The organism is Myxococcota bacterium (assembly GCA_035498015.1).
Classification (GTDB): domain Bacteria; phylum Myxococcota_A; class UBA9160; order SZUA-336; family SZUA-336; genus VGRW01.
Genome location: DATKAO010000154.1, coordinates 32,774 through 50,613 on the forward strand (window position 1 = coordinate 32,774; position 17,840 = coordinate 50,613).

Annotated in this window: 14 protein-coding genes; all 14 read right to left on the reverse strand. The window is 70.3% G+C overall.

What is annotated here, in order from left to right; genetic code table 11:
* Positions 1–19: 19 nt before the first annotated feature.
* Positions 20–802 carry an acyl-ACP--UDP-N-acetylglucosamine O-acyltransferase gene (gene lpxA / locus VMR86_14110; protein ID HTO08180.1) on the reverse strand — a complete coding sequence of 261 codons (783 nt, stop codon included), beginning with the start codon at positions 800–802 and terminating at the stop codon, positions 20–22.
* Positions 799–1,254: a 3-hydroxyacyl-ACP dehydratase FabZ gene (gene fabZ, locus VMR86_14115; protein ID HTO08181.1), complete on the reverse strand. Its 456-nt coding sequence runs from the start codon at positions 1,252–1,254 to the stop codon at positions 799–801. Before fabZ ends, lpxA begins: the two co-directional genes overlap by 4 nt.
* Positions 1,255–1,256: 2 nt before the next feature.
* Positions 1,257–1,781 carry an OmpH family outer membrane protein gene (locus tag VMR86_14120; protein HTO08182.1) on the reverse strand — a complete coding sequence of 175 codons (525 nt, stop codon included), beginning with the start codon at positions 1,779–1,781 and terminating at the stop codon, positions 1,257–1,259.
* A gap of 63 nt (positions 1,782–1,844) precedes the next feature.
* Positions 1,845–4,460 (reverse strand): outer membrane protein assembly factor BamA, encoded by a 2,616-nt coding sequence (gene bamA / locus VMR86_14125; protein ID HTO08183.1) that lies wholly within the window; start codon positions 4,458–4,460, stop codon positions 1,845–1,847.
* A 109-nt stretch (positions 4,461–4,569) separates the two neighbouring features.
* Entirely contained in the window at positions 4,570–5,241 is a 672-nt protein-coding gene (locus tag VMR86_14130; GenBank protein HTO08184.1) for an ABC transporter ATP-binding protein, read from the reverse strand.
* Positions 5,234–6,997 carry a lipoprotein-releasing ABC transporter permease subunit gene (locus tag VMR86_14135; GenBank protein ID HTO08185.1) on the reverse strand — a complete coding sequence of 588 codons (1,764 nt, stop codon included), beginning with the start codon at positions 6,995–6,997 and terminating at the stop codon, positions 5,234–5,236. The genes VMR86_14130 and VMR86_14135 overlap by 8 nt, the downstream gene beginning before the upstream one ends.
* Positions 6,990–8,486: a lysine--tRNA ligase gene (gene lysS, locus VMR86_14140; protein ID HTO08186.1), complete on the reverse strand. Its 1,497-nt coding sequence runs from the start codon at positions 8,484–8,486 to the stop codon at positions 6,990–6,992. Before lysS ends, VMR86_14135 begins: the two co-directional genes overlap by 8 nt.
* Positions 8,487–9,582, reverse strand: a protein-coding gene (gene prfB, locus VMR86_14145; GenBank protein HTO08187.1) for a peptide chain release factor 2 whose coding sequence is annotated in 2 segments (ribosomal slippage) — positions 8,487–9,524 and positions 9,526–9,582 — 1,095 coding nt in all. Because the reading frame shifts where the segments join, the coding sequence is not laid out codon by codon here.
* A 1-nt stretch (position 9,583) separates the two neighbouring features.
* Complete coding sequence (gene lnt / locus VMR86_14150) at positions 9,584–11,161, reverse strand: apolipoprotein N-acyltransferase (GenBank protein ID HTO08188.1); 1,578 nt, start codon at positions 11,159–11,161, stop codon at positions 9,584–9,586.
* Complete coding sequence (gene ybeY / locus VMR86_14155; protein HTO08189.1) at positions 11,158–11,508, reverse strand: rRNA maturation RNase YbeY; 351 nt, start codon at positions 11,506–11,508, stop codon at positions 11,158–11,160. Before ybeY ends, lnt begins: the two co-directional genes overlap by 4 nt.
* The gene (locus VMR86_14160; protein ID HTO08190.1) at positions 11,495–13,936 is read right to left on the reverse strand and encodes an HDIG domain-containing protein; all 2,442 of its coding nucleotides are present in this window, start codon (positions 13,934–13,936) and stop codon (positions 11,495–11,497) included. Before VMR86_14160 ends, ybeY begins: the two co-directional genes overlap by 14 nt.
* A gap of 7 nt (positions 13,937–13,943) precedes the next feature.
* A complete protein-coding gene (locus VMR86_14165; protein HTO08191.1) occupies positions 13,944–14,903 on the reverse strand; it encodes a PhoH family protein in 960 nt (319 codons plus the stop codon).
* A gap of 9 nt (positions 14,904–14,912) precedes the next feature.
* Entirely contained in the window at positions 14,913–15,998 is a 1,086-nt protein-coding gene (locus VMR86_14170; GenBank protein HTO08192.1) for a DUF4388 domain-containing protein, read from the reverse strand.
* The gene (locus VMR86_14175; GenBank protein ID HTO08193.1) at positions 15,995–17,833 is read right to left on the reverse strand and encodes a hypothetical protein; all 1,839 of its coding nucleotides are present in this window, start codon (positions 17,831–17,833) and stop codon (positions 15,995–15,997) included. The genes VMR86_14170 and VMR86_14175 overlap by 4 nt, the downstream gene beginning before the upstream one ends.
* Positions 17,834–17,840: the final 7 nt, after the last annotated feature.

The window sequence follows — 17,840 nt, forward strand, 5'->3', positions numbered from 1 at the left end:
GCCCCGCGGTGGCGCCGCGTCAGCGGCGCCGCGCGAAACCGTGCTCCGACTTCTCGAGGAACGCGACCATGCGCTCCGCCTCGGGCGAGCTCGGCAGCTCGGCGCGCACCTTGGCGTAGGCCTCGTGCGCGCGCAGCCCGTCGCGGAAGATGATGCGGAACGCGCGCTCCACGTCCTCGATGCGCTCCGCGGCCAGGCCGCGCCGCTCGAGGTTGACGCGGTTCATCTTGATCACGCGCGCCGGCCAGCCGTTGACCAGCGTGAAGGGCGCGGCGTCCTGGGTGAGGCCGGAGAGCGCGGCCACCATCACCGACTCACCCACGCGCACGCGCTGCTGGATCGCGGCTCCGCCCGCGAGATATGCGTAGTCTTCGATCACCACGTGACCCGCGAGCATGACGTTGTTGGCGACGATCACGTGACTGCCGATCATGCAGTCGTGACCCACGTGGGCGTTGATCATGATCATGTTGTCGTCGCCCAGGCGCGTCGTGCCGCCGCCCAGCGCCGTGCCGGGATGGATCGACGCCTGCTCGCGGATCATGTTGCGGGCGCCGATCTCGAGCCGCGTGTGCTCGCCCTTGTACTTCACGTCCTGCGGCTGCTCGCCCAGGCTCGCGAAGGGGAACACGTGCGTCTCGCGGCCGACCTCGGTGTGACCCGAGACCACGGCGTGCGAGCGGAGCACCACGCCCTCGCCGAGCCGCACGTTGGGCCCGACCACGCAGAACGGCCCGATCTCGACGCCGTCCGCGAGCTCCGCGCCGGGATCGACGATCGCCGACGGATGGATCCGTTTCATGCCTCCCCCCCTTCCTTCGGAACGAACGCGGCCATGATCACCGCCTCGGCGACGGTCTCTCCCCCGACCGACGCCTTGGCCTCGATCTTGATCAGCTTCGAGCGCGCCGCGAGCGCGCGCGCCTCGAGCACGAGCACGTCGCCCGGCACCACCTGGCGGCGGAAGCGCGCGCCGTCGATGCCCGCCAGCACCGAGAGCTTCTCGCGCAGCGCGGGCGAGTTGGTCGCCGCCCAGATACCCGCCGCCTGCGCCATGGCTTCGAGGATCAGCACCCCCGGAAAGATCGGGCGGCCCGGAAAGTGACCCTGCAGCGCGGGCTCGTTGGAAGAGATCACCTTCTCGGCGCGCACGTAGTTCTCGCCGATTTCGAGCACGCGGTCGATCATGAGCATCGGGTACCGGTGCGGAAGCAGCTCGAGAATGCGCTCGCGGCCGAGGGGTCCCTTCTCCATGGTCACTTCTCGTTCAGCTTCTTGATCACGAGGTCGGTCACGTCGAGCGCGTCGGGTGCGAACAGCACGCCGGGCGTGGAGCGGTCGAGGATCAGGTCGAACTGCTTCTCCTTGCCGATCGAGGTCACGATCTCCTCGAGCCGCTTCGCGATCGGCGAGAGCAGCTTCTGCTGCTGCACCACCAGCTCGTCCTTCGCGGCCTGGACGTCGCGGTCGAGGTCGCGCGTGCAGCGCTGGAACTCGATGGTCTTCTCCTGGAGGGCGTCGTCCGACATCACGAACTTCTGCGACTCGGTGTCCTCCTGGATCTTCTTGCACTGGTTCGAGCGCGGCTCGATCTCCTTCTTCTTCTTCTCCTGGAGCTGGGTCAGGGTCTTCTCGGCCTCCTTCCCCCGGTCGCTCGAGATCAGCGCGCGCTGGCGATCGACGAGCGCCAGCTTGAAATCGGCCGCGGCCGGAAGGGCCGGGATGAAGAGGGCGAGCGCCAGGCCGAGCCGGAGGCCGGCGTTTCGGGTGCAGAGCTGCATGGAGTCTCCTTTGCGGGGGCTACACCGTGCCGTTTCGCGGCCCGGAGGGAAAGTGAGCGTTTTTCAGTACTGCTGCCCGCCGAGGGAAAACTCGAACACCGAGCCCTGCTCGTCGGTCAGCTTGTCCAGCGGGAAGCCCAGAATCACCATGATCGGGCCGAACGGGCTGAACCATTGAATGCCGGCCCCGGTGCCGAAGCGGAAGTCCACCGGGTTGATGAACTCGTTTTCGGCGAACGCGTTGCCCATGTCGAGAAAGACGATCCCGGACAGACCCAGCTCTTCCGAGATGGGGAAATCGAACTCCAGGTTGATCAGCATCATCGAGTTGCCGCCGATCACGTCGGTGGCTTTCAGGTTCTCGAAGTCCGAGATGTCCTGATCGGTGATGTCGTTGCACACGTTGCCCGGCTTGCACTGACCCTGGGGCGTGGTCTGTCCGGTCTTGGTCTCGCGCCCGAACGGCGTGAACAAGAGCGCATTGCCCTGGCGGAACTGGGACAGGATCGTGCGCCGCGGCCCGAGCGAGCGCTGCTTGAAGCCGCGCACCTCGAACGCGCCGATGCCGCCCAGGAAGTAGCGCTCGGTGAGCGGGAGCTTCAGGTCCGTGTCGATGTCCTGCAGGAACTTCACCTGCGGCACCGTCTCGAGGCTCGTGCAGTCCGACTGACCGCAGCCCGGCAGGCTGAAGTCCGAGATGTTGTTGAACGGCAGCACGTAGCCGATGCGCGAGTTGAACACGAACGTGGAGTCGAAGCCGAGCCAGCGCTTCAGCGGGTAGAACTGCGTGGTGCGCGCCTCGGCGCGCAGGAACTGCGAGAACCCACCCAGCCCCGCGAACTCGACCGCGATGCCCGAGACACTGCCGTTCTTCGGGAAGCGCAGGTCGTCGCGCGTGTCGCGCCGCAGCGAGAAGGTCACGAGCGACGTGGTGGTGAGGCCCTGGAACTCCTCGCGCTGCAGGAGCGACGCGGCCTGCACCGACTCGAAGCCGGTGACCTTGCGGCCCGAGAAGGCGTAGCCGCCCGACGCGTAGGTGTACGACTCGTCGAGCGGGTACGACAGGTTCACGCTGGCGCCGGTGAGCTTCTCCTCGAAATCGACGTACTGACTGGCCGCGCTCTGTCCGGTGACTGCCAGGCTGGCCTGCGTGCCGAACACGTAGGGCTCGATGAAGCGCAGGTAGAAGTTCTTGTTGATCGAGCCCAGGTCGACGCCCGCCGACAGCGAGCGGCCGGTGCCGAACAGGTTGTCCTGGCGCACCGAGCCCGAGATGATGAAGCCGTCGACCGAGCCGAAGCCGGCACCGAAGCTGAAGCTGCCCGTCGGCTTCTCGACCACGTCGACGTTCATCGCCACGCGGTGCGGCTCATCGGAGGGCTTGGCCCCGATGTCCACTTCCTCGAAGTAACCCAGCCGCTGCACGCGCATCTTGCTCATCGCGACCGCGGCGGTGGAGTACATGTCGCCCTCGGCGATGGTCAGCTCGCGGCGCACGACGGTGTCTTTGGTGCGCGTGTTGCCGTGCAGGTCGATGCCGTCGACGAAGTACAGCTCGCCCTTCTTGACCTCGAAGTTGGTCGCGACGGTGAGCTTCTCCGGGTCGACCTGCGTGATCGGATTCACCGCGGCGTCGTAGAAGCCCCGGTCGCCGTAGAAGCTGCGCAGCCGGTCGACGTCGGCGGTGAGCTTGGAGCGGCTGAACACGTCGCCCTGTCTCTGCTCGAGCAGCGAGAGCAGCTGGTCGCGATCCATGGTCTCGTCACCCAGCACGTCGACCGTGCCCACGTGGAACTGCGGGCCCTCGCTGATGTCGACCGCGACCTTGATGCCCTCGTCGCTGACCTGCACGTCGGGCTCGCCGAGCTGCACGCGGATGTAGCCCTGGTCCATGTACAGGCGCTGGATCTTGTCGAGGTCCTGGTAGAACAGCGGCTCGGCGTACAGACCCGAGTTGTCCCACATCTGAGTCACCCAGGAGGTGAGCGTCCAGACCTTGGTCTGCATCGCGCCGCGCAGCTGGCGGTCGGAGAGCGCCTTGTTGCCGCGGAAGTCGATCTCGCGGAGCTTGAGCTTCTTGCCCTCGACCACGTCGAAGTTCACGCCCACCGAGCCCTCGCCCTGCGGCTCCAGCGTGTAGTCGACCTTGGCCTGGTAGTAGCCCTTGGCCTGGTACTGGGCCTCGATACGCTGCTTGTTCTCCATCAACAGCGGGTAGTCGACGGTCGAGCCGACGGTGATCGTGAGCTTCTGCTTGATGTCGTCGGAGCCGATGTTCTGGTTCCCCGAGATACTCACCTGCCGGATGACCGGGTTCTCTTCGACCTGGTAGGTCACGAGCGCGCCGCCGCCCGGCGCGCGGTCGATGTCGACGCGCACGTTGTGGAAGAAACCCAGCCCGTAGATGCGCCTCACGTCCTCGGCCAGGCGCGACTGCGTGATCTTGTCGCCGACCTTGGTGCCGATCACGGCCTTCACCGCGTCGGCCTCGATGCGCCGGTTGCCGGCCACCTGGATGTCGGAGACGACCACGCCGCGGAAGCCGGGCGGGATCGGCGCCTCCTGCTGCGGGGCCTCGGCCGGGGCCGCCAGGTCCGCGGGCGCCGGCTGCTGCGCGCGCGCAGTGAGTGCGGCGCAGAGACAGAAAAAGCCCAGCGCAGCGACACGGCATCGTGTCACGGGCGCTGCCCCGCACGCTGCGGACGGAGATCACTGAATGGGAGCTTCAAGGGGAAGTCCGCCTCGAGGGGGACCGCAGTGTACCCGAGACGCCCCCCCGGGAGCATCGCTAAGACTCGAGCCTGCCCTCGACCAGGTAACGCTTCTTGGCCAGGCGGTTCGCGAGCTTTTCGTTGTGGGTGACGAGCACGAGGGCGGTCCGTGCCTGGGCGTTCAATTTCAGGAACAGATCGACCACGTCGTCGGCCGTGTGGGGGTCCAGGTTGCCGGTGGGCTCGTCGGCCAGCACGACCGCGGGATCGAGCACGAGCGCGCGCGCGATCGCCACGCGCTGGCGCTCGCCGCCGGAGAGCTTGCCGGGGTTGTGCGCCAGCCGGTGCGACAGACCCACGGCGTCGAGCATGGCGCGCGCCTTCTCGCGCGACTCGCGCCGGGACATGCCGCCCAGCATGCAGGGCATCATCACGTTCTCGAGCGCGTCGAACTCGGGCAGCAGGTGGTGTGACTGGAACACGAAGCCGAGCTGGCGGTTGCGGAAGGCGGCCACTTCGTCCTGCGGCAGCGCGTACAGGTCCTTGCCGCCGAAGCGCACCTCGCCGGCGCTCGGGCGTTCGAGCCCGCCCAGCACGTGCAACAGCGTCGACTTGCCGGCGCCGGACACGCCGAGCACGGCGAGTGACTCGCCGGGCCGTAGCAGGAGACTCACGCCGTTCAGCACCTCGATCGTGCTGTCGCCGAGCTGGAAGCGCTTCACCACGCCGACGGCTTCGAGCTCACTCATAGCGGAGCGCCTCCGCAGGATCGAGGCGCGACGCCTGCCAGGACGGCAGGAGCGTCGCCCCGATCGACAGCACCATGGCGATCAGCGAGATCAGCGCGAGCTGCACCGGCTCGACCGAGTGCGGCAGGCGCTGCAGCTGGTACACGTTGGCCGGCAGCACGTCGAAGCCGAACGTGCGCTCGACACCGGACTGGATCACGTCGAGGTTCCAGGTGATCACCAGGCCCATGCCGATCCCGACCAGGAGCCCCACCACGCCGATCAGGAAGCCCTCGATCGCGAACATGCGCAGGATGCCGTCGTCGGGACAGCCCATGGTCTTCAGGATCGCGATGTCCTGTGACTTCTCCATGATCATCATGATCAGCGTCGCGACGATGATGAACCCCGCCACGACCATGATGAACGAGAGCAGCACGAACATCATCACCCGTTCGGTCTTCAGCGCCTGGAAGAAGCTCGGGAAGTAGTCCTTCCAGTCGCGCGTGTAGTAGATGCCGGTCGCGTCGAGCGACGCCTCGATCTGGCCCGCGATCGCGCGCGAGCGGTAGGCGTCGACGGTGCGCACCTCGATGCCCTGCGCCACGTCGCCGAGCTTCATGAACTTCTGGGCGCCGGCGAGACTCGTGTACACGAAGCTCTCGTCGAACTGGAAGAAGTCACTGCGGAAGATGCCCGCCACGCGGAAGCGCTCGAGCCGCGGCGCCGGGCCCAGTGGCGTGGGCTGCCCGCCCATGGGCGAGATCAGCACCAGCGGGTCGCCCACGCGCAAGAGGAACCGGTTCGCGATCTCTGCGCCCACGATCACTCCCGAGAGCCGCTCGAGGTCGGTGCCGTCGGGCTTGGGCGCGAGGTCCGCGAGCGACCCGGCGCGGATCGTGCTCACGAGCTGGGTGGCCTGCGCGACCGTCTCCGGGTCGACGCCCTTCAGCACGATCGCCTGCAGCCCGCCGTCGTGACCGCGCAGGATGGCGTCGGTCGCGATGAACGGCGTCGCGCCCACCACGCCGGGAACGGTGCGCACGTCGGCGGCGAGCTCGCGGTAGTGCTCGATGTCACCGGCGCGCGACAGCACCGAGAGGTGCGAGCGCGCGCCGATCACCTTCTCCTCCCACATGGAGGAGAAGCCGTTCATGACCGAGAGCACGACGGTGATCACCGCCACGCCCAGCGCCACGCCGACCACGCAGATCACCGAGATGATCGAGATGAAGGTCTGGCGCCGGCGCGCGACGAGATAGCGCAGGCCCACGAACCACTCGACGGGCTTGGCGCGCCGGTGCTCGACCAGCCCCGCGAGCACGAGCGGCCAGAGCCCGAGCGCGGGGAAGATCAGGAGCAGCGCCGCGACCATGGCCGCCTCGTGCGCGGCCTCGGAGAAGCGCGGCACGAGCAGCCCCAGCAGGAAGAGCCCTCCGCACACGGCCAGCGTCACCCCGAAGCCGATGCGCAGCGCGCGGTGCGCGCGCGGCACGCGCACGAGACCCCACGCGGCGAGTCCGGTCACGATCTGCGCGAGCGCCGGCGACCAGGCCCACTCCACCCCGGAGAGCCGCGACACCACGGCGAGCAGCGCCGCGGCCGCCGCGATCGCGGGCAGCGCCACGCGCGGCGCGCGCGTGAAGCGCAGGAAGTGACCGAGAATCAGCGCCGCCGAGCCCGAGAAGAACAGGAACATGGCCGCGAAGCCGAGCGCGATCAGCGCCACCAGGCTCGCCGACACGAAGCCGAGGCTGCGCGAGAGCAGCTCAAGCATCGCGCGGTCTCAGATGGGGGAAGAGCTTCACCTCGCGCAGGTGACTCGCGCCGGCCAGGATCATCGCCAGGCGCCCGACGCCCAGCCCCATGCCCCCGGTGGGCGGCATGCCGTGCTCGAGCGCGAGGAGAAAATCCTCATCGAGCGGCTGCGCCTCGGCGTCGCCCTTCCGGCCGGCCTCGGCCTGCTCCTCGAAACGCACGCGCTGGTCGTCGGGATCGTTCAGCTCGCTGAACGCGTTGCAGATCTCCATCCCGCCGATGAAGCCCTCGAAGCGCTCCACCATGTGCGGGCGCGCGGGATCGCGCTTGGCGAGCGGAGAGAGCGCGGCCGGGTAGTCGACGACGAACGTCGGCGCCACGAGCGATGGCTCGACCGTTTCGGAGAACACCGCGTCCACGAGGCCCGCCCAGCTGTGGATCGTTTCGAGATCGACGTTCGGCACGCGCGCCTGCTTCACCGCAGCGCGCAATGAGTCGAGCTCGGCCGAGCGCTCGATGTCGATCCCGCACGCGTCGCGGATCAAGTCGACCATCTTGCGGCGCGGCCAGGGCTGAGACAGGTCGAGCTTCACGCCGTCGCGCTCGAGGGTCGGCGTGCCCAGCGCGCGCTCCGCGCACAGCGCGACCATGTTCTCGACCAGCTCCATCATGTCGTGGTAGTCCGCGTAGGCCTGGTACACCTCGAGCATGGTGAACTCGGGGTTGTGCTTGCGGTCGATGCCCTCGTTGCGGAAGTCGCGGCCGATCTCGTACACGCGGTCGAAGCCGCCCACGATGAGGCGCTTCAAATACAGCTCGAACGAGATGCGCAGGAAGAGCTTTTGGTCGTAGGTGTTGTGCAGCGTGGTGAACGGCCGCGCGTGCGCCCCGCCGTAGATCGGCTGCAGGATCGGCGTCTCGACCTCGAGGAAGCCGCGCGCGTCGAGATACTCGCGCATGGCGCTGATCATGCGCGAGCGGATCACGAAGGCGCGCCGTGACTCCGGGTTGGTGAGCACGTCGAGGTAGCGCTGGCGGTAGCGCGACTCGACGTCCTGCAGGCCGTGCCACTTCTCGGGCAGCGGCCGGTACGACTTGGCCAGGAAGCCGAGCTCGTGCACGTCGAGCGACAGCTCGCCCTTCTTGGTGCGCACGAGCTTGCCGCGCGCGTAGGCGAAGTCGCCGACCTCGTAGAGCTGGAACTCGGCCCACGACTCGGCGGAGAGCGCGTCCTTGCGCAGCCACAGCTGCAGGCGCTCGCCGTCGCCCTGCACGGTGGCGAAGGCCATCTTGCCGAAGCTGCGCAGCGCGACGATCCGGCCCGCGACGCAGGCGCTCACGTCGGCCTTTTCGAGCGCGGCGGCATCGGCGGTGCCGAAGCGCGCCAGGATCTCGGGGATCGTCGTGCGGTCGCGCGGCACGCGCGCCGGGAACAGGTCGACGCCGCGCGCGCGCAGCTCCTCGGCCGCCTTGCGGCGCGCGGCCAGGATCTCGGCCTCGCTGGCCACTTACTTGCCCTCCGACAGGAGATACGCGCGCATGAAGCCGTCGAGATCGCCGTCGAGCACGGCCTGCGCGTTGCCGACCTCGAACTCGGTGCGGTGGTCCTTCACACGCTGCGACGGGTGCAGCGTGTAGGAGCGGATCTGACTGCCGAAGTCGATCTTCTTCTTCTCGCCCGCCACTTTCTCGATCTCGGCCTCGTGCTCCAGGCGCGCCTTCTCGTACAGCTTGGCGCGCAGGATCTTCATGGCCTGGGCTTTGTTCTTGTGCTGGCTGCGCTCGTTCTGGCACTGCACCACGATGCCGCTCGGCAGGTGGGTGAGCCGCACGGCCGAGTCGGTCTTGTTCACGTGCTGGCCGCCGGCGCCGCCCGCACGGTAGGTGTCGATGCGCAGGTCCTTCTCGTCCAGGTCGACCTCGATGTCGTCGCCGATGTCGGGAATCATCGAGACCGAGGCGAAGCTGGTGTGGCGGCGCTTCTGCGCGTCGAAGGGCGAGATGCGCACCAGCCGGTGGATGCCGATCTCGCTGCGCAGCCGGCCGTAGGCGTACTGACCCTTCACCGTGAAGGTGACTCCCTTGATGCCCGCCTCTTCGCCCGGCTGGATGTCGACGATCTCGACCGCGTAGCCGTGGCGCTCGCACCAGCGCAGGTACATGCGCAAGAGCATCTCGGCCCAGTCCTGTGACTCGGTGCCGCCCGCGCCGGCGTTGATCGACACGATCGCGTCGAGCGCGTCGTGCTCGCCCGCGAGCATGCGCGCGAGCTCGGCTTCCTCGAGCCGCCCGCGCAGGGTCGCGAGCGGGGCCGCGGCTTCGCCCACCGAGTCCGCGTCGGGTGACTCGCCGGCGAGCTCCAGCATGAGCTCGGACTCCTCGAAGAGCTTCTCGGTCTCGGCGAAGAAGCCCACGCTCTTCTCTAGCTCGCGCTGTTCGCGGAGCACGCGCTCGGCGCGCTCGCGGTCGCTCCACAGCTCGGGGTCGGAGGCGCGCTGTTGCAGCTCCTCGAGCTTCGCCTGCTTCGAGGCGAGGTCAAAGATGCCTCCGCAGCTCCGCGAATCGCTCGCGCAGCCGGGGCAGCTCGTCGCGCAGCTCGCGCAGCCTAGCGCCGGCGTCTTCCGACAACGGCTCTCCCTCCCAGGAACGCGAAGCTCGCGGCGCACAGCCAGAGCGGCCAGTCACCGATGCGGCTGTAGGGCGTGGCCGACGCGCGCGCGCGCGGAACCTCGCCCGCCAGCACGTGGCGCTCGAAGATCGGTGTTTCGGACAGCACCGCTCCGCCCGCATCGATCAAGGCACTCACTCCCGTGTTTGCATCGCGCAGCATCGGCAACCCGTGTTCCGCCGACCGCAGCTGGGCGATCGCCAGGAACTGGTGCGGAGCGCTCGACCGCCCGTACCACGCGTCGTTGGTGATGTTGATCAGCAGCCGCGCTCCCTCGCGCACCGCCCGGCTCACGACGCCCGGATAGACGACTTCATAACAAATGAGCACCGCAGGGGCATGCTCCCCCAGCCGGCCCATGCCCCGCAGCCGGCGCACGCCGTCGCCGGGAGTGACGTCGCCCAGGTTCGCCACGCCGGAGGCCACGGCGCTGAGCGACCCGAACAGGAGCCAGCGCGCCGGGATGTACTCGCCGAATGGCACCAGCACGGTCTTGTCGTGGCGGTCGGCGAGCCCGTCGCGGGGCGTGATCGTGAAGGCGCTGTTGTACACGTTCGGCATGCGCTGGCCGGGAACGGGCGTGAGTGCCAGCGCCCCGACCAGGAGCGGCACCTGGCGGTCGCGTGCGAGCGCGAGCAGCGGGTCGCGAAACTCGCGCTGTGAGTCGGCCAGGAAGGGGTATCTCGCCACGTCGCCCGGGTCGAGCAGGAAGCCCGGGACCGCGGCCTCGGGCCACAAGAGCAGGTCGGGCGGGTCGCTGGCGAGCGCCTCGCGCGAGAGCTCGAGCTGCGCGGCGAAGTTGTGTGACTCGAAGTCCGGGTCCCACTTCTCGCTCTGCGGGATGTTCCCCTGGATCATCGCCACGTGGATGGGCGGAGTGTCTGCGGGCGCGAGCGCGCCGGGCAGTGCGAGCCAGCCCAGGGCGTGCGCGCCGAGCACGAGCGCGGCCAGGGCCGGCCAGCGCCGCTCGGCGAGCCAGACGCCCGAGAGCGCGTACACGAACGACAGCCCGTACACGCCGCACAGCGACGCGAGGCCGCGCAGCGGCGGGTCGGCGTGGGCCGCGTAGCCGAGAAAGGCCCACGGGAAGGCCGCGACCGACTCCAGCGCGCGCACGCGGTCGGCGAGGATCCAGGCCGCGGGCAGGAGCAGCGCGGCCGCGGGCCCGGCCCACGGGCGCAGCGCCGCGGCCGCGGCCGCGCCCAGCGCGAGACACAGCGCGCAGTAGGCGGCCACGCCCAGCGTGCCGGCCACACCAGCGGCGGCGGGGGCCTTGCCGTAGACGGTGATCACGATGAACAGCCACCAGAACACACACGCGTAGCCGAGCCAGGCCGCGAGGAACGCGCGCCCGAACGCGGCGCGCGGCGGCGCGTCGCGGAGCAGGAGCCAGAGCGGCGCGGCCGCGGCCCAGGCCGCGACCGGGCCCACGTCGAAGAACACGTCGCCGGCGCGGAACGCGAACGAGAGCGCGAACAGCGCCGCGAACGCCAGGCTGAGTCCCAGGCGTGTCACTCGAGCCGCGCGAGCTCCCACTCGAGGTGGCGCTCGAGCGTGCGCATGCGCGCGCGGTCGGCCGGCCGCATGTGGTCGAGCCCGTGCAGGTGCAGGCAGCCGTGGATCAGGAGCGCACGCAGCTCGCGGTCCAAGGTGACTCCGCGCCGGGCCGCCTGCCGGCGCGCCGTGTCGAGCGAGATCACCACGTCGCCCAGGCAGAGTGAGTCGCCGCGGCCCCTGCCCTCGCGCTGCGCGAAGGCCAGCACGTCGGTGGCGCGGCGCCGGCGCCCGAAGTCGCCGGCCAGGCGCGCGATCTCGGCGTCGTCGACCAGCGCGATCGAGAGCTCGGCGTCAGTCGAGCCCAAGGCGCTTAATATCGTCTTCGCGTTTCTCGCGAGCGCCGTCCGGTCGACTCCCGGGGCGCGTTTCACCGCGGTCAGAGAAACCTTCATCGACCTCTTCTTCCAGCCGCCGGCCCGTCGCGTCGGTGGTCTCGGGATAGTCGATGCGCTCGTGGCGGATCGCGGAGAGCGTGTCGATGAAGCTGCGGGCGATGGCGTGCAGGTCGCGCAGCGTGAGATTGCACTCGTCGAGCTGGCCGTCGCGAAAGTAGTTGTTGATGATGCGCTGGACAAGCTGCTGCACGCGCGCGGGCGAGGTGTCTACCAGCGTCCGCGATGCGGCCTCGACCGAGTCGGCCAGCATCAGGATGCCCGCCTCGCGTGTCTGCGGCTTGGGACCCGGATAGCGGTAATCGTGCTCGGCCACGAGGTCGCCCTTTTCGGGGTCGGCGTTCTCCTTGGCCTTCTCGTAGAAGAAGCGGATCACGCTGGTGCCGTGGTGCTCCATGATGCCGCGCGCGATCGGCAGCGCGAGCTTGTGTTTCTCGGCCAGCTCGACGCCGTCCTTCACGTGCGCCTGGATGATGCGCGCCGACATCGAGGGCGAGAGCTTCTCGTGCCGGTTCTCGCCCTGGGTGATGGTGACGTTCTCCACGAAGAACTGCGGGCGGCGCATCTTGCCGATGTCGTGGTAGTAGCCCGCGACCTTGGCGAGCAGCGCGTTGGCGCCGATCGCCTCGGCGGCCTTCTCGGCCAGGTGACCGACCATCATGCTGTGGTGGTAGGTGCCGGGCGCGCGCAGCTCGAGCTCGCGCAGCACCGACTGCTCGCGGTTGGCCAGCTCGAGCAGCTTCACGTCGGTGGTGTACGAGAACAGTGACTCGATCACCGGCGCGAAGCCCGACACCAAAATCCCGCACAGCGCCCCGCAGGCCAGCGCGAGCGCGAGCCCGAGCGCGACCGTGCCCGGCGCCAGGTGGTTGCCGAGCAGCAAGAGCGCCAGCACCACCGTGGCGTTGGCCGCGCCCACGCGCAGGCCCGCGCGCATCAGCGTGCCGCGCTGGGTCACCTTGGCCGCGCCCAGCGCCGCGGTGAGTGAGCCGGCCAGCGAGTAGAAGGTGAAGCCCAGGTCGCCGTGCACCTGCAGCCCCGCGATCACCGACGAGAGCGCGGCGAACAGGGCCGCGGTCTCGGCGCTCTGCACCATGCGCACCAGCATGGTCGCGGCGGCCACGGGAATCACGAACTGCAGCACGCCCGGCCACTCGTCGACCCACGGCTGCAGGCGCGGGCTCTCGCCCGCGAGGTCGGTCAGGAACAGAGCCAGCGTCGTGCCCAGCGCAGTCACCACCAGCACCGTGAGCAGGAACCAGGCGTCGCGGTTGCGGCGCGGGAAGCGCTGCAGGCTGTTCACGCCGAAGCGCCAGATCACACGCATGAGCGTGAAGATCAGCAGCGTGACTCCCAGGAACACCGCCAGCCGCGACAGCGCGCTCTGCTTGCTGCGGATCTCGTTCAGGATGAGCAGATGGCGCTCGGTGATCGGGTCGCCGTCGCGCACGATGATCTCGCCCTTGCGCAGCGAGATCGTGGCCTCCTTCACGCTGCCCTCGGCCGCCTTGCGGCGCTCGTCGGTGGCGCGCAGGTTGAAGTTGAGGTTGGGGCGGATCAGCGCCTTGGCGAGCGGCACCAGCGCCGTGCGCGCGGCGGGCGAGGCGCCCGGCACGACGTCGTTCGCCGCGTGCTCGATCAGCGCGCGCGCGGCCTCGGTGGTGAGCACGCGCGTGCCCGGCTTGAGCGTGCGCTCGTTGCCGCTGCCGAGGTCGCGCACCACGACGCTGCGCAGCTCGGCCTGGTGCTCGAGGTCGGCGGCGTCGTCGACGATCATGCGCTGCGCGACCGGGTCCACCAGCTGCATCAGGAACGCCTGCTCCTGCAGCGAGAAGCCGCCCTTCTCGACCCAGGCGAGCGACGCGTCGGGAACCTGCACGTCCGGGCCCAGTGACTCGCGGAAGGCGCTGCCCGGGGTGCGCGGGCTCGCGTCGGGCGCGGGCGTCGCTCCGCGGGTGGGCGGCGCCGGGTGCACCGCGCGCGCAGCGCCGAACGCCGCCACGATGCTCTCGCGCAGCGCGCCCGAGCGCTTGTCGTCGAAGTCGTAGACCAGGGGCGCGGCGTCGGACGCCTCGCGGCGCAGCCTCTCGGTGGCCACCGGGTCGACCACGTTCATGGCGAACGGCGCCTTCTCGTCGTGGTCGGCGATGTCGCCCGCCGCGGGCACCCCCAGGGCCAGGCCGCCCACGGCCGGCAGGATTTCGAGCGTGAGCAGCGCCGAGAGCACCAGGCTCGCGGCCAGCGCGCCGATCCACAGCGACGGTCCGCCCGCGCGCTCCTCGGCGGGCGCGGCCCCGGGCTTGGCCGCGCTGCGCATCGTCCTCGAGTCCGACTTGGGCATGCGCGCCTCAGCGCTCGGCTTCGTAGCGGTCGTACGCGCGAATCACTTCCTGCACGAGCGGGTGGCGGACCACGTCCTTCTCGTTGAAGTGCACGAACGCGATTCCCGGCACCTCGGCCAGCACCTTCTTGGCCTCGATCAGCCCCGAAGTCGTGCCGCGCGGCAGGTCGATCTGAGTCACGTCGCCGTTGATCACGGCCTTGGAGTCGAAGCCCATGCGCGTGAGGAACATGCGCATCTGCTCCGAGGTGGTGTTCTGCGCCTCGTCGAGGATGATGAAGGCGTCGTTCAGCGTGCGCCCGCGCATGAACGCGAGCGGCGCGATCTCGATCACGCCGCGCTCCATGCGCCGCGTGACCTCCTCGCCGTGCAGCATGTCGTGCAGCGCGTCGGTGAGCGGCCGCAGATACGGGTCGACCTTGTCGAACAGCGAGCCGGGCAGGAAGCCGAGCTTCTCACCGGCCTCGACCGCGGGCCGGGTCAGGATGATGCGCCCGACCTCGCGCCGCAGGAGTGACTCGACCGCCATGGCCATGGCCAGATAGGTCTTGCCGGTGCCCGCGGGGCCGATGCCGAAGGTGAGCGCGTGCTCGCGGATCGTCTCGAGATAGAGCCGCTGGTTCTCGGTGCGCGGCAGGATGCGCTTGTGTCTCCCGACCTCCACGCTGGTGCCCGAGATGAGCGCGCTGGCGGCTTGCGAAGGCCCGTCCTCGGCCAGGTGCACCATCTGGCGCACGTCGGACTCCTCGACCGGCGCGCCGGCCGCGGCCAGGTCGTACAGGTCGCGGATCACGCGCCGGGTGAGCTTGGACTCGAGGATCGGCCCCGAGACGCGTACCCGATTTCCCCGCGCCGAGATACGCACGCCGACGAGCTGTTCGAGCTTTCGCAGGTTCCGGTCGCCTTGTCCGTACACGACCTGGGCCAGCGCGTTGTCCTCGAGAACCAGCGGATCTTCGTCGGCCAACGATCCTCCCTAGGGGCGTATTCGCCACAGACGGTAGCCGTCGGGCGAGCGCTGGTAACTGTATCGGTCGAGCGGAACCGCTGCCAAGAGCGCGCCGGCGTCGCGCAGGCCGTCGAGCGTTTCGGGGTATTGGCCGCTCGCCCAGCGGTGCGCCTCGAGCGCGGCCTGGATGCGCTCGGTGGCGGCGCTCTCGCGCAGCTCGGCGACCGGATCGCTGGGCAGCGGCCGGCCCGGATGCGCGGGCAGCTTGGCCAGGAACAGCGCGCCGGCCAGCACGGCCGACACCACGAGCAGCGCCAGCGCCGCGATCGGCGGCCGGTCCGCGCGCCGCTCCGGGCGCTCCTCCTCGGCCTCGGCCTCGCGCTGCTCGGGGCGCAGTGAGCCGTTGCGGATCAGCGCCACCAGACCGCGCGCGCCCTGGAAGGTGCCCAGGCGCGAGAGGTCGATCACCCGCCGCGCGGCCAGCCGGCCGTTCGCCAGCGTGAACAGCTTCTCGAGGTCGGCGCCGGGCACGCCCGAGCCCGACTCGATCGAGGCGCGCTTGGCGCGGAAGCCCTCGACGTCCTGGTTCGGCACCAGCACGACCGACAGGTCGGGAAGCCAGCCCTGGATCGAGACCCACTCGTCGCGCATGCGCAGCGCGTCGAGCAGCACCATCTCGGCCGGCGTGGCCTTGTCGACCGGGCCCGCGTGCACGTCCTCGGCGCGGAAGGCGAAGCGGCCCTCGTCCCACAGGAAGAGCTCGAAGATCGTCTCGCCGGTGGCGAGCTTGGTGACTTGCTCCAGGTCGGCGCGCGGCACCAGGTTCTGCGCCAAAAGCGTCGGCACCAGGCCCTCGAGTGTCTGCTCCTGGTGCTTGCGCGCGTCGGACAGCGCCGACTCGGAGAGCGCGCCCGCGCGCAGCAGGTAGCCGGCGAGTGACCCGTCGGGCCGTGTCTCGGACGGCCGCGCCGCGAGCACCTGGCCCTCCAGGAAATACACCAAGAGCGTGCGGCCCTTGCGTTCGACCTCGAGCACGCCGGTCTTGCGCTGCTGCGCGATCAGCTGGAAGACGTCGGCGACCGGGAAGTCGGCGAGGATGCCCGAGAGACTCATTCCGGCCTCCGCAGCCCGCCGAGCTTCGAGACACTCTGCAGCACGCCCAGCGCGACCGGCGGCGCCAGGAAGAACAGCGCCAGCGCGACCGGCAGCGCGAAGCCGAGCGTGCCCAGGTCCCAGGGCACGGGCAGGATGCCCGGCGCGTGCAGCGCCGCCAGCCCCGACCCGAGCGAGAACAAGAGCCAGGTGCCGCGCACGGTGCGATCGTCGACCAGATCGACCAAGCCGGGCGCGGCCAGCGAAGCGAGTGACTGACTCAGGATCGCGCGCCGCTGGCGGCGGCGGTCGCGGTCGAGCTCGAGCTTGCGCAGGCGCGGGTCGGTGCGCTCGCGCTTGATGAACAGGCGCACGCAGCGCATGCAGGTGCCCGCCGAGCGCGCTTCGCGCGAGCAGCGCGCGCAGATCGGCTGGTCGCAGCGGCTGCAGCGCGACACGCTGTCGCGGCGCAGCACGAGCGCGAGCAGCGCGGCTGCGGGCAGGAGCATCCACAGCCGGTCGCGCTGGAACGTGCCGAGCAGGCGCTCGCGCAGCTCGGCCGCGAGCGCGCGAGAGTCCTCGCTGGGCGCGAGCGCGCGGGCGCCGTAGATCGCGAGCGAGAGCGACGGCGCGATCAGGCACTTGTGCACGTTCACGCCCTCGTTCGCGTTGTAGCGGCTCACCAGCTCGGGATCGAGCGCGCGCGCGGCGTCGAAGGCGACCGGGCGCTCGGTGAGCCGGAACGCGCGGCCGTAGGCCTGCGACAGGTTGAAGACCACCGGCGCGGTCTCCTCGGCGGCGCGCGCCCGCTCGAAGCTCGAGATCGCCTCGCTCACGTCGCCGCGCGCGAGCCGCACGATGCCGCGCAGGTTGAGCTGTGCGGCACGGATCGCCGGCGGCAGCGAGTCACTCGGCGTGCCCAGCGCGTCCTCCACGCGCCCGAGCTCGCCGCGCCGCAGCCAGGCGGTCGCCAGGGCCAGGCGCATCAGCGCGTCGTCGGGCTGGCGCTGACTCGCCGCCTGCACGCGCTCGAAGTCGCCGGGAAGTGACTGGCCGCGGTCGATGCGGTAGGCGGCCATCAGCGCCGGCTCGCGACCCACCGCCGCGAGCGCCGGCGAGCTGCGCTCGAGCCCGGGCCCGAGCGCGAAGCCCGCGGCCGCGAGCGACCCCGCCACGAACAGCGCCTCGCGCCGCGGCAGCCGCATGGCGCCGATCGCGCCGAACAGCGCCGCCAGCGCGATCGGTCCGATGCCGAAGAGCGGCGCTGCGCCGAGCGCCGCCAGCAGCAGCAGCACTCCGGGCCAGCCCGGCGGGTTCCGGGCCGAGAGCGTGTGGCCGAAGGCGTGGCCGTGCAGCCCGAAGCCGCGCAGCGCCGCGAAGATCGAAGCGCCCACGGCCAGCGCGAGGATCCCCCCACCGACCGTGATCGCGAACAGCGCCAGCGCGAACAGGGCACCCGGCAGGCACGAGCCGAGCGCGCGCAGCGCGAAGAACAGTTCCTTGGGATCGCCCGAGATGCGCGCCGCCTCGAAGCGCACGCCGGGCGAGCCGGGCGCGAGCGCGACGGCCTTGTCCACGAGCTCCGGCCGGGCCTCGGCGCGGGCGGTCTCGAGCAGCGCCCAGGCCAGGATCGGCAGCTCGTCGAAGCCGCGGTCGTGCATGGCCTCGGCGGCGCCACTCACGCGGTCGGGCGTCGACAGCCCCGCCCCGCTCTCGGGCTCGGGCAGCGGCCCGCTCGGGACCTCGAGCGGCTTCTGCTGACCGGACGCGCCGGCCAGCGCCCCAGGCGCGACCGCGACGGTCGCGAGCGCCAGCAGCGCCAGCGCCATCGCGCGCATTCGCCAGATCGCGGGCACGCCTCTC